The following is a 14,230-nucleotide window of genomic DNA, read 5'->3' as shown; positions in this document are numbered from 1 at the left end:
GCCGAAGGCTGCGATCTTTTGCCTTTGATTTTTAGAAGCAAGATCAAAAGATCGCAGCCTTCGGCAGCTCCTACAGGGGGGATTCGTTTTTACGTGCGCAACCGCCCGATCGCCCGCCGATACTTTTCGACCCGTTCCAGATCCTCCCAACTTGGCGAGGCAATGCGCGACAGGTCGCTGTTCTCCTCCAGATCCGCCAGTTTCACCACCCGGCCAATCGGGTTCTGCGCCGCGCGCTCGACGAAATCCTCGTAGGATTCGCCCGGCACTTTGGTCACCGACTCAATCGCCGTCAGCACCTCTTCGCTGAAGCCTTCCTTACGCAAATCATTGAGGCTGATACCGCAATCCTCGACCACATCGTGCAGCACGGCGACGATGCGTTCTTCCAGCGTGCTCATGCGCAACATGACTTTCAGCGGATGCAGAATATACGGCGCACCGCCCTTGTCGACCTGCCCGGCATGGGCGGTGGCAGCGATGGCGATAGCGCGTTCGAGGGTCTGGGTCATGGGAGTCTCTGTGGGTTAAACGCCGTAACGGCCGCCGACATGAATGTTGCGTTTGAGCCAGTTGCCGATTGTTTTCAAGCGCCCCACTGGCTGGGAATGTTGTTTGTGTAATTGCAATCAATTGACCAACCGTTTGCATAGCAACTGACCACCTGTTTGCATTCGACTTGACCAGTCATTTGCATTCGAAGTGACCAGCGAACTTGTCGTTGCATCATTCCCATCTTGCAGAATCACGCCATTTCTTGATCGGCGGTGAAACCGCTCTGACTACTACCCAATCTCCACAGCCGAGTGATGGCTTGTGGGCACTGGAATTTCTGAGGCGCAACCAACGCAGGTAGATCAACACGCCGGGTTGATCAGAGTTGCGGAAGGGTCACTAGGCTTATTTGGATGATGGAGGAGCCCCATAATTAACGTAACGACAGCCTCTGAACACCAAAGATCAGTAAGTATCTGCTTGAAACGCGTAAAACTCGGGGGCCAGTGAGCACCTATGGCAATTCGTCAATGAAGGCCTGACGTTACGTCCACCAAGACAGTGCCGATGCAAAAGCCATGGAAGCTACAACAAGCTGAACTACAATCCCTTGAAACAATCAACCTTGCTGCTATACGATCTGGGCAGGAGATGGCATTCCTCCTTTAACCGCCTTTGTGCTGATGATGCCTACGTAAACCCTGGACAGGGTTCGTAGGCCTGCGCACCTGTCCTTACACAAGGACAGACTGTGAAAAGCTATCAGCAACCATCCCGCTTGGTACTCAAATCAGCATCTCCCGGCCTGTACAGACGGCATGGAGACTTGCGTTGATGATGAAATCATTACTAGTCATAGCCATTGGGGCTTCCCTGGGTGCTTGGCTGCGCTGGTTGCTTGGCGTGAAACTCAACACCCTATTCCCAACGGTCCCTCCAGGTACCTTGATCGCTAATATGATCGGGGGCTACATCATTGGCCTCGCCATCGCTTTTCTGTCTGCGACACCCTCACTGAGTCCCGAATGGCGACTGCTGATCATCACCGGCTTTTGTGGCGGTCTCACCACATTCTCTACCTTCTCAGCAGAAACCGTCGAGTTGATTCAAGAGGGCCGGTTCAGCTGGGCAATTGGAGCCATAGCGCTCCATGTCATGGGCTCTTTGGCTATGACGGCCGCAGGGCTTCTCTCGTATCAACTGTTTAGCGCACGCTAAAGGAGATTGATCATGAATGGTTTTCTGGTGATTTTTTTTACTCAGCAGAATCGACGCTATCAAGGAAAAATGCTCGGCGACTGGATCATCGACCTAGCGAAGCAAATGGGGTTGCGTGGAGCCACGCTTTCAACCGCTATCGAAGGCTTTGGGCATACCGGTCGACTTCACTCAGCTCACTTCTTTGAGCTTGCTGACCAGCCAACCGAAATTCGGTTAGCCATCACGCAAGAAGAATGTGTTCGCTTGTTCGAGCGCCTGGAGGCTGAGGATATTTCCTTGTTCTACATAAAGGCACCGATTGAACTGGGCACCATTGGAAAAAAAGCTGACAAATCCAACACCCCATCCTGATGAAAGTGGAGAAGTGAATATGAGTTATGCCGACGTTCCTGCGGGCAAAGGGATTCCTGATGACTTTTTTACCGTCATCGAGATTCCTGCAAACCACTCCCCAATAAAATATGAGGTGGATAAGCCCAGTGGGCAGATATTTGTCGACCGCTTTCTCAGCACGCCGATGTTCTATCCCGCCAATTACGGCTTTATCCCTAACACGCTCAGTGAAGACGGTGATCCTCTGGACGTGCTGGTAATCGCCCCTTATCCAGTTTCTCCGGGGGTAGTCATCCGTAGCCGTCCGGTGGGCGTGATGTACATGACCGATGAAGCAGGCCCAGACGCAAAAGTCATTGCTGTCCCTCACGATAAGCTCAGCTCCCTGTACCACGATGTGAAGGAGTGCAGTGATTTACCAGCTATATTGCTGGCTCAGATTCAGCACTTTTTCGAAAACTACAAAGCTCTGGAGCCGGGTAAGTGGGTGAAGATGGGGCGTTGGGGCAGCGCTGATGAAGCGCGGGAGGAAATTCGCAAGTCGGTTGCAGCCTACGTACCGAAATAGTCTGCACGGCGTACCTGCAACGACAACGAGAGGTGAGATGGGCGGTAATCAAGCCATTTTACTTTGAAATTGTTACTGGGTATGATCGGCCACGCTGGAGATGGCATTCCTCCATGAACCGCTGCGCTTGCCGCAGCTGATGATGCCTACAGACACCTGATCATAGACCAGGTCTGTAGGCGCTCGCGTTCACATTCCTCGTTTTTGGTCAGGCCCCGATTTCTTCGTGTGGCTGACCCAATGTCTCGATTCCGACGTCCTGAACAACTTGAACTACTGCCCTATATTGGCAAGTGGCTTGTCCTCGCATGCCTTGTGGCTTTCCTTGCTGGTACCGCTTCAGCCTTCTTTCTGTTTGCTTTGGATCATGCGACCAACTGGCGTGAGACTCATCGCTGGGCGATTTGGCTGCTTCCAATAGCAGGTTTCGCCGTCGGCCTTGTGTATCACTTGATGGGTAAAACCGTCGACGCCGGCAACAACCTGATCATCGATGAAATTCACGATCCCAAGAAGGTTGTGCCATTGCGCATGGTCCCGCTGATATTGGGCGGTACGGTCATATCGCACTTGTTTGGTGCCTCAGTCGGTCGTGAGGGAACGGCAGTGCAGATGGGTGGGGCGCTTGCAGATCAGCTCACGCACCTGTTCCGTATGCGTCGTGAAGATCGACGAGTAATATTGATGGCGGGTATTGCCGCTGGTTTTGCTTCGGTGTTTGGAACGCCATTGGCCGGTGCGCTCTTTGGGCTGGAGGTGCTTGCGATTGGACGGATGCGTTACGACGCATTGTTCCCGTGTGTGGTTGCCGCAATCGTGGCCGACCAGGTAGGTCAGGCTTGGGGAGTGCTTCACACCCACTATGCGATTGGTGAGGTTGTACCAGTAGCGTTCTGGAGCGTAATGGCGGTGGTGGCTGCCGGCATTATCTTTGGCCTTACCGGTTTGATTTTCGCAACAGCTACGCAAAAGCTCAGTGCATTTGTTAAACGCTGGATCACCTACCCACCCTTACGTCCTTTTGCAGGCGGGGTCGTCATCGCGACTGCTGTATGGGCGCTTGGGACTTACCAATACATTGGGTTGGGCATTCCAAGCATTGTTCAGTCTTTCGAGGTGCCCATGGCTCCATGGGACTTTCTCGGCAAGCTGGTGTTTACCGTCACTTCGCTGGGGACTGGTTTCAAGGGTGGTGAAGTGACCCCTCTCTTCTATATCGGCGCAACGCTGGGGAATGCCTTGGCACCGCTGTTACACCTGCCATTTCCGATGCTGGCAGGAATTGGTTTCGTAGCAGTGTTCGCGGGTGCTGCTAACACGCCATTGGCAACCACTGTCATGGCCATGGAACTCTTCGGGCCGGAAATCGGCCCCCTCGCCGCGATTGCATGCATAGCGAGCTATCTCTTCTCCGGACACACCGGCATCTACCACGCGCAGCGACTAGGTCACAGCAAGCACCGTCGCGAGCTGCCAGAAGAGTTACGTCTGGCGGATATCAAGCAGTTCCGTAAGAACAACCCACCGAAAACCGAACAAGAAATCACCGTCCTGGACGAAGCACAATGACCATTAAAGCATCGAAGAAACACATTACCGCGCTGCATCTGTACTTTCCTGCTGCGAGCCGCGCCAAGGTTACGCGGTTCTGGCATCGCCTCAGCCCTCCGGTACTGGCCCACCATCTTTTGAATGTCGCCCGACGTGCAAATATCAAGCAGGCCATGCTGCGGTCAATCAGCGCTGGTTACCTTCCGGGCCAGCGTCTGTCGCACCACCACCCCGAAGTGAGTTCGATGCGCCATCCGCAATGTCTGGAATTGTTGGACACGGAGGAGCGTCTGCGCGCGTTCATGCATGAGCACGCCGAAGAGTTACGCAAGGTCAGAGCGGTGCTGTTGCTGTGCGAGTTGCCGCTTGAGCAGGGCGAATTAATTTTGGATTAAAGAGCAACCCAGCCGCAGGGAGCGCTAGTCGCTGCTGCGAGAGCCGCCTCACTTCTCTAATTCGTAATCGTCGAAAGGAAGTACCCATGAAAGGCTATCAACTTACGTTTTTCACTGAGCAAAACGCCCGGTACCACCATAAACCGATGGGCGAGTGGCTACTGGATTTTGCCAAGCAGCAAGGTGCACTGGGCGGCACATTGGTAGCAGGGGCAGAGGGTTTTGATCAGGCAGGACACTTCCATTCAGCGCATTTTTTTGAGCTTGCTGATCAGCCTATTGCTGTCACAGTTTCGATGGGCGAGGAAGGCTGCCAAAGGCTCCTGACTGCCCTGGCACAAGAGCATGTCGATGTGGCGTACGTCAAAGTTCCGGTCGAGTACGGACGCATCGGAGCGGCATCGTGATAAGCGGTAAATATGCGCAATCTCATAAAACAACAGGAGACACGTCATGTTAAGAGTTCGATACCTTCGTCCTGAACCTACCGTTAACGATTGGGCCCGCGAACACCAGCGACTGCTCGTAGGGTTACTACTCTGGGCATTCGCGATGTTATGGGTCGCCGGAACAGGCCAAAACTTCACCAAAACGGGTTGGTATACCATCAGTTCTGTGGAGGGGGCATTGGTTCTGACACAGATGATTAGTGAGGAAGCATGCAAAGCAAATGTATTGGGTGGTGCCCTCGCGTGTGTGTCAGGTGTGGAGCCGGTGGGCAATGATTCTGAGTAGCTTTGAATTGTCGTCCTCCTTGCTCACAGTTAGGGCGACCGAGCTATGCGGAGGCTGGTCATGAAAGTTTATGTGACTAGTCTCACCCTTGGCTCTGTAGTCGGATGTCTATGCACCAGCTCGATGCCTGGCTTGGTGGGGCTTTTCCTCGCTAGCATCGTCATGAGCTTCTTGGTCAGCCGCCTGATACCTCATCGAAGTACTCGATTTGAGGCTTTGACTTGTTATTGCCTGGGCGTTCTGGCTTTTTCGCAAAAGATGTCGCAGTTGTTGAGTATGACCTCGAAAGGCGAATACGCCTCAGCTTTTTGGGAATTACCCGAATTAATCATCGGTGTACTGTTGGTCCCTTTAATGGGAATCATTGTAGTACACCTAATAAACCTTTTAGCCGAAAGCCGAGCGTCTTGATGCCAAGTACTTATCCCGACTGTTTATCTGATAATTCCCTGATCAGAGCTAATGGAATTAGTTGCATCGATAAAAAAGATGGAAGGCCTTTGCTCAATGCCACCAATTTTGAATTGTGCGATGGGGATCGTGTCGCAGTGAGCGGAGCGTCTGGTTCGGGGAAAAGTGTATTCCTTCGTTCGATAGCGTTACTCGACTCGTTGGATGAGGGGATCGTATTGTGGCGTAATAAAGCAATTTCAAGATCAGAAATACCGAGGTATCGACGTAACGTATGCTATCTGCCTCAACGTCCTGCCATGCTGGAAGGAACAGTCGAGGAAAATCTTCGTTATCCCTTTTCGCTGAGGGTGTATCAGGATCTGAAATTTGACCGTGGCGCCGTCGTTCGGCTAGTTGAAGAAGCAGGACGAAACGATAGATTTCTTGGCAAACGTGCCTGCGAACTATCAGGTGGAGAGGCCCAGATCGCAGCATTTATTAGAGTGTTACAGCTCAAGCCGGACGTGCTTTTATTTGATGAGCCTACAGCTTCATTGGACCCTGAATCCACAGGGTATATCGAATCGCTTGTAGCAGCTTGGCACAATAGTAGTCGAGCGTATATTTGGGTATCGCACGATCATGAGCAGGCTCGTCGCATGAGTCAGCGAAGGCTTACAATGAGTGCAGGAATATTAAGCGAGCGCGCGTCATGACGGCATATCAGAACTTATCTATGATTGATATAGGCATCGCAGCGTCGTTGATTTTGATTAACGGAGCGCTGTCACTAGCCCTCAAGCTTGATCTGGAACGTAAGTTGGCTTGGGCATCGATTCGCACAGTGGTACAATTGCTTGCAATTGGCTATCTATTAGGTTGGGTGTTTAATTTTTCAAAGTGGTATGTCGTATTACCGTTGATGGCTACTATGACGTTGATTGCTGGATTGGCGTCATCAGCACGGGGACAACGCACTTACGCAGGGCAACGAATCGATAGCATCGTTTCAATCTGGCTGAGTTCGTGGCTAGTCACGGCAATCGGCTTGTTTGCGGTCATCAGAATTCACCCATGGTACGAGCCGCAATACGCAATTCCAATTCTTGGGATGATATTGGGTAATACGCTGACGGCCGTCTCCCTTGGTATTGAGCGGATGACGCAGGAGTTAACAGCAGGTCGAAATGTTGTGGAAATGAGCCTCTCGCTCGGAGGCTCTCGATGGGAGGCGGCTCAAGGACCCGCTCGACAAGCGGTTCGCGCAGGAATGACTCCAACACTAAATCAAATGACCGTGGTTGGATTGGTTAGCCTTCCTGGGATGATGACTGGTCAGGTATTGGCTGGTCAGCCTCCAATCGAAGCGGTGCGCTATCAGATCATCATCATGTTTCTAATTGCAGCATCCTCAGCGCTAGGAACGGTGTGTGCGGTGTTGCTAACATACAGACGATTATTCTCGCCAGAACATCGATTCTTAGCCGCGAAACTGACGGAGCGTGGATAATTAGTCAGGGGTTGGTGTCTTCAGAGTCGGGTGCTATATACCTGTAGTGTGATGAAATATTGGATGTGGCGCGCGCTGTGTTAAAAAATAACGCAGCGCGGCAACGCTAAATATGGACCTCAATAACAGGCTGCAATTTTCCGAAAATCAACCAATCGGACCTTCTATAGTTGCAGTGTCATCTCTGTATCAGGGCGAGATGCTGTTTGACTGCGGTCAACGAATCACCAGACTGTTTGACCGCTGATTGGATTTCATCACTTGTGCATCCAAGTTTTTTAGTCCAATACCTAAGCTCGGTGCTATCTAAAATATTAATTAATATCGCGTCACTACCGCGAATAGTGTTTTGCTTTTTCATTAGGGTCTCGATTTCATGTTGAGAGTTCGGAGCAAAAATATTCAGCTAATGAAGTCTTGCTAATACTTGTGAAAAGATACATGAGTTACACGCGCGCTGCTGATGCCTGTTTTTATTAATTTTTACTTGATAGCGCTTTTCATTGTATTGAAACTGGCTCGTTGCAAATCATAAGTATATGAGCTGGATAATCACCAAAATATGACGGCAGCTTTCAATGAGTCCTATGTTTTCTGAAGTGTTTACTAATGAGTAGCCTGAGTTTCATTATCGTAGCGCCGCCGAGCAGTTTTTGTTTAGAGCATTGATAATAAGTGATTTTCGAGTCAACTGAATGAGCCGAAAATGCCTTCTCTTGCGTTATCTGATGGTACATCTTGACTCTTCTGTGATTGTCAGAATAACCACCCATCGCTGAAACAGTTCCACTCTGAATGTGATCAAGATAGCGAAATATCTTCCGTGGCGATATCAATCGGATCTTGTAGTTCAGTGCTGCCATTCTATCTTGCAGCTCATAGCCTGGGTTACGATCATCCATTTGAAAGTGCAAGCCATGCTTTTTAATCAGATGCACATTCCATAAAGTGCAAAAGCTCTTCAGGTGGTTTTCTCTATATGGTTTCGGTGTCCTTGCCTTGACGCCAATAGCAAGTAAGCTACGCCGGGTGTAGTGCTTGAAGAATCGTGATGCCATTCGCCAGGCAGAACGGACAATACCTCGGTCTAGTTGTTCAAGACATCCAACGGCTGCTACTTCACGTTGATCGGTACACAATCCAATCATCATGCTGAAGATATTAGGGTCGTATATAAATGTGTCGGTATGTAATAGAAATAGATATTCGGTATCAACTACGTCCAGAGCAAGGTCAAGAGCTCGGCCATGGGCGATGCTTCCTGCTTCAGGCGTAGTGTTTTTACGTTCGACCAGATTGATCCAGTTCAATGTTTTCAGATAATCGCTGCTAGCATCATTAGAGTTGTTGTCCACCACAACAACAGGAACACCTTTGCCCTGCAAAGCCTCGTGCAGAAGATGTAAGCATGTTTTGGTTAGCTCAAGTGATTTATAGTTAACCAAAGCAATGCTGAATATTGCTTTTTTTGGGAGTTTACTTGTCATGGTCTATTGAGCCTCAATGGCTAGCTGCTTTTACTGGTCAAAATAGCTAAATGGTTCTTCTGATTGATAGAGTGCTTTTTTGGGGTTTAGGCTTGGCATCGTTATAATCTCTAGGTCTACCATTTTTCAGTAGCCAGTACTTATCTGCTTTTGAGTTTTGCAGCTTGTTTGAGGTATCCATATTCGAAACCAATATTATTGCATTCGGTTGCCGGCAATTTCGTCATGGAGAAGACTTTCTAATTTTGAAAAAGTGTTAAAAAATCTCAGTAGCGAATGTGTGCGACACGATAATGTCAGCTCTTTTTTTTGGCATAAACATCAGGTTTTCGATCATTCTGTGCGAAGTGACCTTTCACCTTGTTCCCCGGTAGATGAATTTTTTGACAGGTTTGTTTCTACCCTGGCGGCTGAACTGTTGAGGGATGAAATGCGGTCTGTTCCGATAGCAACTTCACTTAGGGGGAAGTGCCGACATGTCAGATCAATATCGAAGTCTCCGGCGGAGCATCCGTCTCTCTCTCTGCGCTGCCACGACATGGCGGGTAACTTAAATGGAAGGGGCCTTTGATGAAGCCTCGAAATCAACGATTGATGGTCGAGCGGACACTCAGATAGGCGTACAAAAATCTGAGGCCTTGCTCGGAGTGGTTTGGTGGAGTTGATAAGAGCCTCACCAACTCGCCGCATAGGGAGGAAGTCGCCCTGTTGAATTTAGGTGAGGGGGATGGATGCTTCGTCAGATCGAGGCTATCCCAAAGTACGCAGTCGTTTCTTCACTGGATATCAAGAATTCAAGCGCTGTGAGCGCTGCCTATCAAGCTAACCCGACATCCGGGTTGAGCATCGTGCACTTGCAATGTCATGTCATGCAGGCGTGCCACGGCCGAAACCATGCTTAATCCCAAGCCATTTCCTGGGGTATGACGGCTAGACTCGGAGCGATATAGTCGTCGAAAAACTGCTTCACGCTCCGACTCGGGTATTCCGGGGCCGCTATCGCGGATGCTGATTCCGCAGTGGAGGGCGTCCGATAACACCGTTACTTCAACACTGCTATCATCTGGTGAAAATTTAATTGCGTTATCGAGTAGGTTACAAGTTGCATCGAAGAGTAACTGTGAGTCACCCAATACAGCGGCGGGCCTGCTGCATGGAGTGAGCTCTAGGGTCATACCGCGCTCCTCTGCTAAAGGCTCAAAAAGCTCAACGGCATCTGCGCAAATTATGTTGAGGTCAACGGCGGAAAAATTGCTTCGCCTAGCGCTACCTTCGATTTCTGAGATCCGCAGCAGGGCACGGAAGGTTTGCATCAACCCCTTGGCATCTTCAATTGCTGCATCAATGGCGCGAGAATACTCTTTCTGCGTTAAATTTCGCCGCTGTGCACGTTCCAATCCGGCTATCAAACGAGTAAGCGGAGTACGCAAGTCGTGTGCAATATCATCGCAGACACCTTTTACTTCGCTCATCAATCGCTCAAGTGCGTCTAACATGCCATTGACTACGCCGGCAATTCGGTCGATATCGTCGTTGTTACCACGGGTAGGTAATCGTCCACTGAGGTCTCCCTCCACTATTTTTTTTATCGAGCGGCTCAAAATATCCAAACGCCGTCGAGCAGAGATACCTAAAGCAATGGCTCCCAATAACCCTACCACTAATAGCAATGAGCCGCCCGAGATCAGGGCGTTCACAAGAAGTTCATCGAACTCACGAATATCGTGGATGTCTTGGCCGATGAACAGAGTGGTGCCATCTTCTAATTTATGAACAAGATAGCGGACGGGCCGATCACGACCAATAGTTTTATCCCACATGAATTCTGTAGGTCTGTCGTAGGTGCGGAAGCCGGGTAATATTTGTAACGCTCCAGCAATGGGCTTACCTTCGGAGTCGAATAGAGTAAGTGGAAGTCGACCTTCGGGGTCCTGTTCGGTATGTTTGAGTATTTCCAATTGGCGCAGTTTAGGTTGCAGGTTGTTCTGGCGATCAACCTCTCTATGCAATGCCGCGTCCACCTCGGAAATAATATATCCCGTTGTTTGCCAATAGATATAGCCGAATAGTGCAAGAAACGAGCAACCAAATAATGCCAAGAACATGAGCGCTGTTCGAAAGCTGATGGTTCGTGGAATTTCACTCAGGCGAACGTAGGACATAACCTGCCCCCCGAATTGTTTGCAGCATGGGGGTATCATTTTCACCATCAATCTTGTGACGGAGACGTCCGATATGGACATCAATCACATTGGTGCGTTCGTCATAATTATAATTCCACACCGCTTCGAACAGCATGGTGCGCGTGACAACTTGCCCGGCATGTTGCGCCAGATACTCCAGCAGCGCATATTCGCGTGGTAACAGCTCGACTTGCCTTTCGCCTCTCCGTACAGAGCGGCGCAGAAGGTCGATTTCCAGGTTGCCAATGCGTAATCGACTGTCTCGATTTGCTGCGGCTGGAGGCATGCGTCGGCGACTCAACGCGTCTAAACGAGCCGTCAATTCGATGAATTCGAACGGCTTCGTCAAGTAATCATCCCCCCCTGCGCGAAGACCTCGAACCCGCTCATCTAAGGCACTCAGGGCACTCAAAATCAAAACGGGCGTGGTGATGCCGGAGGCGCGCAAGGCAGTTAACAAGCCCAGGCCATCAAGGGCGCCGGGGAGCATACGATCCAAGACGATGATGTCAAAGGTATCGCTGATGGCAGTTAGCAAGCCTTCACGGCCATTATCTACCAGCGTCACATCGAAACCATGGTCGTGAAGTGCGGCCTCGATCTCCCGAGAGGTGACAGAATCATCCTCGATAACCAATACTTGGGTCATAGGCTTTGTGTTGAGCTCCGGACGTGAGAGTTTTAGGCAAGGCGTAAATGAAGTGACCTTTTCGATGACGCAGTGTGCCAAGTCAATCTTTACACTGGGGTTCCGGAAAAATGAAAAAAAATTTAGTTAACTGGGTGCGAGGTACGTATGCGTATTTTAGTCATTGAGGATGATACTCGTACTGCTTCTTACCTGGTAAGAGGGCTTGGTGAGAGCGGACATGTCGTCGATACCGCAGTAGATGGCCGCGACGGCCTCGCTATGGCACTTGAAGGAATCTACGACGCGTTGATTGTCGATAGATGTCTACCCGGCTTGGACGGTTTGTCTGTCGTGCGAGAGTTACGCCGGGAAAAGGTGCCGACTCCCATATTGATGCTCAGCGCTTTAGCTTCCACCCAGCAGCGTGTTGAGGGGCTTCAGGCTGGCTGTGACGATTATTTGGTAAAGCCCTACGCTTTCGTTGAGGTGCTGGCTCGGCTGGATGCCTTGTTGCGACCATCTGATCTGTTGGCTAGTGCGGCGGGCACTATATGTGTTGGCGATCTGACTCTCGACTGCGCGTCTCGCTCGGTGACACGAATGGGGCGAACGATCACCCTTGCTCACCGTGAAACCTTAATTTTAGAAAAACTCATGCGACATTGTGGTGAGATTGTCACACGCTTGATGTTACTTGAGAGTGCGTGGGACTATGAGTTCGATCCCAATGACAACGTTATCGATAAACATATTTATCGTCTTCGTCGCAAATTAGATGAAGGATTTGGGGTGACACTGATTGTTACCATTCCCGGTGCAGGCTATTGCCTCAGCGTATCGGAGAGCTTGCCCGGAACACCCGCCCCGTCATAAACAGAGCAGAGGCTGCAGAGGGCTGCAGCTTTTTCTTTGGGGAGTCCGGCGGTGAAATATTAGCGGATCGTTAAAGGATTTTTGTGCTGTCCTCCAACTACTGGGGTCGTCGGTGTGTCTCGCAACCCGATCATGTGATTTTGATTGTTTTAAAGGTTGAGTGGTACTGTCACACTGCGAGTAAGCGACTCAGGTTATGCTTCCTTGCGGTAGTTTTCCCGGCTGCACTGCATGGCGTTTAAAGCGCCTTTCGGAGTGAATGGCTAGCTGACCATAGTGAAGTACTCAGGTTACCTTCAATTTGAAAAAACAGATTGCCAATTTTGAGCATCGATAAAGCCAAGAGCAAGCGGAGTACCGCCCGATTCAGGATTTGATATAAAAAGTGAGATGCCATAGTCTAGCGTGGTCGACGTAGACAGCTTCAGGCTTTTTTCGAGCTGCGCCATGCATTCGCTATGCGTGATGAGAATCATGTTGCGACCGTTTACTTTTTGTTGAAGTACATCGTGAAGCATGTTTTTTTTGCAGTTCATTAGCCAGTTTTTTTCTGGATTTGCATGGCCAAACATAAATAATGCACTCTGAGAGGTTCTAGTGAGAGGGCTGCTGTAGATGTCAGTTTTCTCTATTCCGAGCTTTTTAAATTCCTTACCCAACGCAATAGCAGCATCTCGACCCCGGTTGGTAATGCCATCTGCTTTATCTAAACAAGGGGCACTTGAATGATCACAACGCTCCACATGGCGTACTAAAGCAATCACGTCGCCATTAGCCCATCGTAACTTTAGATCTGCCACTTGTATGGCATTAGCCTGCCCGAGATTTGCGAGTGAATCCCCCTTCAGCAAGAAGTAAGTGGCGATGGTGATGAGTCCGGCAATAACTACCACCGCAAGGTATTTGTATTTTGCGAGCACGCTAAAAAAATCCGGTTTATTTTTTGTGGTCGTATTTAGCTTTGACATCACTATCGTGCTGCTCCTATGGTACGGGATGTAAAAATTCTGATAATTAGCGCGAAAAAACATATAAGAGTTTGTATAGGGGTAAGTGAAAGGCTGGTGAAATGAATGTGAAGATAAAGCTGGCCGGGTATATTCCATTCGTATCGCTCGTGAAGAGCAGGTGTCAGTTGGCTGAGCTGGATGTTGCCGCTGATTGAAAACTGACCCACCGGGGATGCGGCGGAAATCTTGGACTACCTGGAGGTAGTTCATGTATTCATACGAAGACCGTATCCGAGCGGTCAAGCTCTACATCAAACTGGGCAAGCGAATCGGGGCAACTATTCGTCAGTTGGGCTTCCCGACGAAGAACTCTTTGAAGAGCTGGCACGCAGAGTATGAGCGATGCCTCGACCTGCCGCGTGGCTACGAGAACTCGAAGTCGAAGTACTCACTGGCCCAAAGGGAAAAGGCTGTCGGGCACTATCTCGAATACGGTCGCAACATCGCCGCTACCATCAAGGCGTTGGGCTACCCCGTGCGGGATTCGTTGCGTGCCTGGATTTACGAAATGCACCCCGAGTTGCATACGCGTATTGTCGGTCGATCAGACGGGTTAGCCCGGCCGCCAGCGGTGAAGCAGGCAGCGGTCATCGCGCTGTGCACGCGAAAAGAAAGTGCGAAAGCCCTGGCTCAAAAGCTGGGCGTGTGCAGGCCGACCTTGTACAACTGGAAAAACCAGCTACTCGGCCCAGAGGTATCCCCATCCATGAAGTGTCGGCTTGAACCCTCATCGTCACCGGAACGAGAGGAGTTGCAGCGGCAACTCGAATCTCTCCAGCTCGATGTTCGCCGTTTGCAGCTTGAACATGACCTGTTGATGAGGGCGAATGAACTCATAAAAAAAG

At 50.2% G+C, this 14,230-nt stretch carries 14 protein-coding genes, 1 pseudogene and 2 riboswitches; of the genes and pseudogenes, 10 read left to right on the top strand and 5 right to left on the bottom strand.

Features of this window, described 5'->3' with window-relative positions; translation table 11 throughout:
• Positions 1–89: 89 nt before the first annotated feature.
• Entirely contained in the window at positions 90–512 is a 423-nt protein-coding gene (locus tag QMX91_RS21550) for an HD domain-containing protein (protein WP_282413340.1), read from the bottom strand.
• A 621-nt stretch (positions 513–1,133) separates the two neighbouring features.
• Positions 1,134–1,195: riboswitch (Fluoride riboswitch) on the top strand.
• Positions 1,196–1,329: 134 nt separating this feature from the next.
• Between QMX91_RS21550 and crcB the strand changes: the two genes are divergently transcribed.
• From crcB to fetB, 8 genes are all read left to right on the top strand, one after another.
• Positions 1,330–1,713: a fluoride efflux transporter CrcB gene (gene crcB, locus QMX91_RS21545; RefSeq protein ID WP_222017669.1), complete on the top strand. Its 384-nt coding sequence runs from the start codon at positions 1,330–1,332 to the stop codon at positions 1,711–1,713.
• Positions 1,714–1,725: 12 nt separating this feature from the next.
• A complete protein-coding gene (locus QMX91_RS21540) occupies positions 1,726–2,067 on the top strand; it encodes a DUF190 domain-containing protein (protein ID WP_282413339.1) in 342 nt (113 codons plus the stop codon).
• 19 nt (positions 2,068–2,086) lie between these two features.
• On the top strand, positions 2,087–2,617 hold the full coding sequence (ppa, locus tag QMX91_RS21535) for an inorganic diphosphatase (RefSeq protein ID WP_282413338.1): 531 nt from the start codon (positions 2,087–2,089) through the stop codon (positions 2,615–2,617).
• A gap of 87 nt (positions 2,618–2,704) precedes the next feature.
• Positions 2,705–2,773: riboswitch (Fluoride riboswitch) on the top strand.
• Positions 2,774–2,857: 84 nt separating this feature from the next.
• Positions 2,858–4,186, top strand: a complete 1,329-nt coding sequence (locus QMX91_RS21530; RefSeq protein ID WP_349016840.1) for a voltage-gated chloride channel family protein — start codon at positions 2,858–2,860, stop codon at positions 4,184–4,186.
• Positions 4,183–4,563 (top strand): DUF190 domain-containing protein, encoded by a 381-nt coding sequence (locus QMX91_RS21525; protein WP_222017677.1) that lies wholly within the window; start codon positions 4,183–4,185, stop codon positions 4,561–4,563. The genes QMX91_RS21530 and QMX91_RS21525 overlap by 4 nt, the downstream gene beginning before the upstream one ends.
• A gap of 86 nt (positions 4,564–4,649) precedes the next feature.
• The gene (locus QMX91_RS21520; RefSeq protein WP_282413336.1) at positions 4,650–4,970 is read left to right on the top strand and encodes a DUF190 domain-containing protein; all 321 of its coding nucleotides are present in this window, start codon (positions 4,650–4,652) and stop codon (positions 4,968–4,970) included.
• A 738-nt stretch (positions 4,971–5,708) separates the two neighbouring features.
• Complete coding sequence (locus QMX91_RS21515) at positions 5,709–6,407, top strand: ATP-binding cassette domain-containing protein (RefSeq protein WP_282413335.1); 699 nt, start codon at positions 5,709–5,711, stop codon at positions 6,405–6,407.
• Positions 6,404–7,201, top strand: coding sequence for an iron export ABC transporter permease subunit FetB (gene fetB, locus QMX91_RS21510; RefSeq protein ID WP_282413334.1), 798 nt, complete (start codon positions 6,404–6,406; stop codon positions 7,199–7,201). The genes QMX91_RS21515 and fetB overlap by 4 nt, the downstream gene beginning before the upstream one ends.
• Positions 7,202–7,776: 575 nt before the next feature.
• On the opposite strand, the gene QMX91_RS21505 is transcribed toward fetB, so the two are convergent.
• The 3 genes from QMX91_RS21505 to QMX91_RS21495 form a co-directional block, all read right to left on the bottom strand.
• Positions 7,777–8,688: a glycosyltransferase gene (locus QMX91_RS21505; RefSeq protein ID WP_282413333.1), complete on the bottom strand. Its 912-nt coding sequence runs from the start codon at positions 8,686–8,688 to the stop codon at positions 7,777–7,779.
• Between the two features lie 794 nt (positions 8,689–9,482).
• Positions 9,483–10,850 carry an ATP-binding protein gene (locus QMX91_RS21500; protein ID WP_282413332.1) on the bottom strand — a complete coding sequence of 456 codons (1,368 nt, stop codon included), beginning with the start codon at positions 10,848–10,850 and terminating at the stop codon, positions 9,483–9,485.
• Positions 10,828–11,520, bottom strand: coding sequence for a response regulator transcription factor (locus tag QMX91_RS21495; protein WP_282413331.1), 693 nt, complete (start codon positions 11,518–11,520; stop codon positions 10,828–10,830). The genes QMX91_RS21500 and QMX91_RS21495 overlap by 23 nt, the downstream gene beginning before the upstream one ends.
• 147 nt (positions 11,521–11,667) lie before the next feature.
• Here QMX91_RS21495 and QMX91_RS21490 point away from each other — a divergent pair, with 147 nt between their 5' ends.
• Entirely contained in the window at positions 11,668–12,375 is a 708-nt protein-coding gene (locus QMX91_RS21490; RefSeq protein ID WP_282413330.1) for a response regulator transcription factor, read from the top strand.
• A gap of 296 nt (positions 12,376–12,671) precedes the next feature.
• On the opposite strand, the gene QMX91_RS21485 is transcribed toward QMX91_RS21490, so the two are convergent.
• Entirely contained in the window at positions 12,672–13,481 is an 810-nt protein-coding gene (locus tag QMX91_RS21485) for a histidine phosphatase family protein (protein ID WP_282413329.1), read from the bottom strand.
• A gap of 112 nt (positions 13,482–13,593) precedes the next feature.
• Here QMX91_RS21485 and QMX91_RS21480 point away from each other — a divergent pair.
• Positions 13,594–14,230: pseudogene (locus QMX91_RS21480) on the top strand (IS3 family transposase); the annotation flags it as partial.

Origin of the sequence: Pseudomonas sp. PS01299, assembly GCF_029960145.1 — a bacterium.
GTDB classification, from domain to species: Bacteria; Pseudomonadota; Gammaproteobacteria; order Pseudomonadales; family Pseudomonadaceae; genus Aquipseudomonas; species Aquipseudomonas putida_A.
This window is presented reverse-complemented; position numbering and strand designations above follow the sequence as displayed.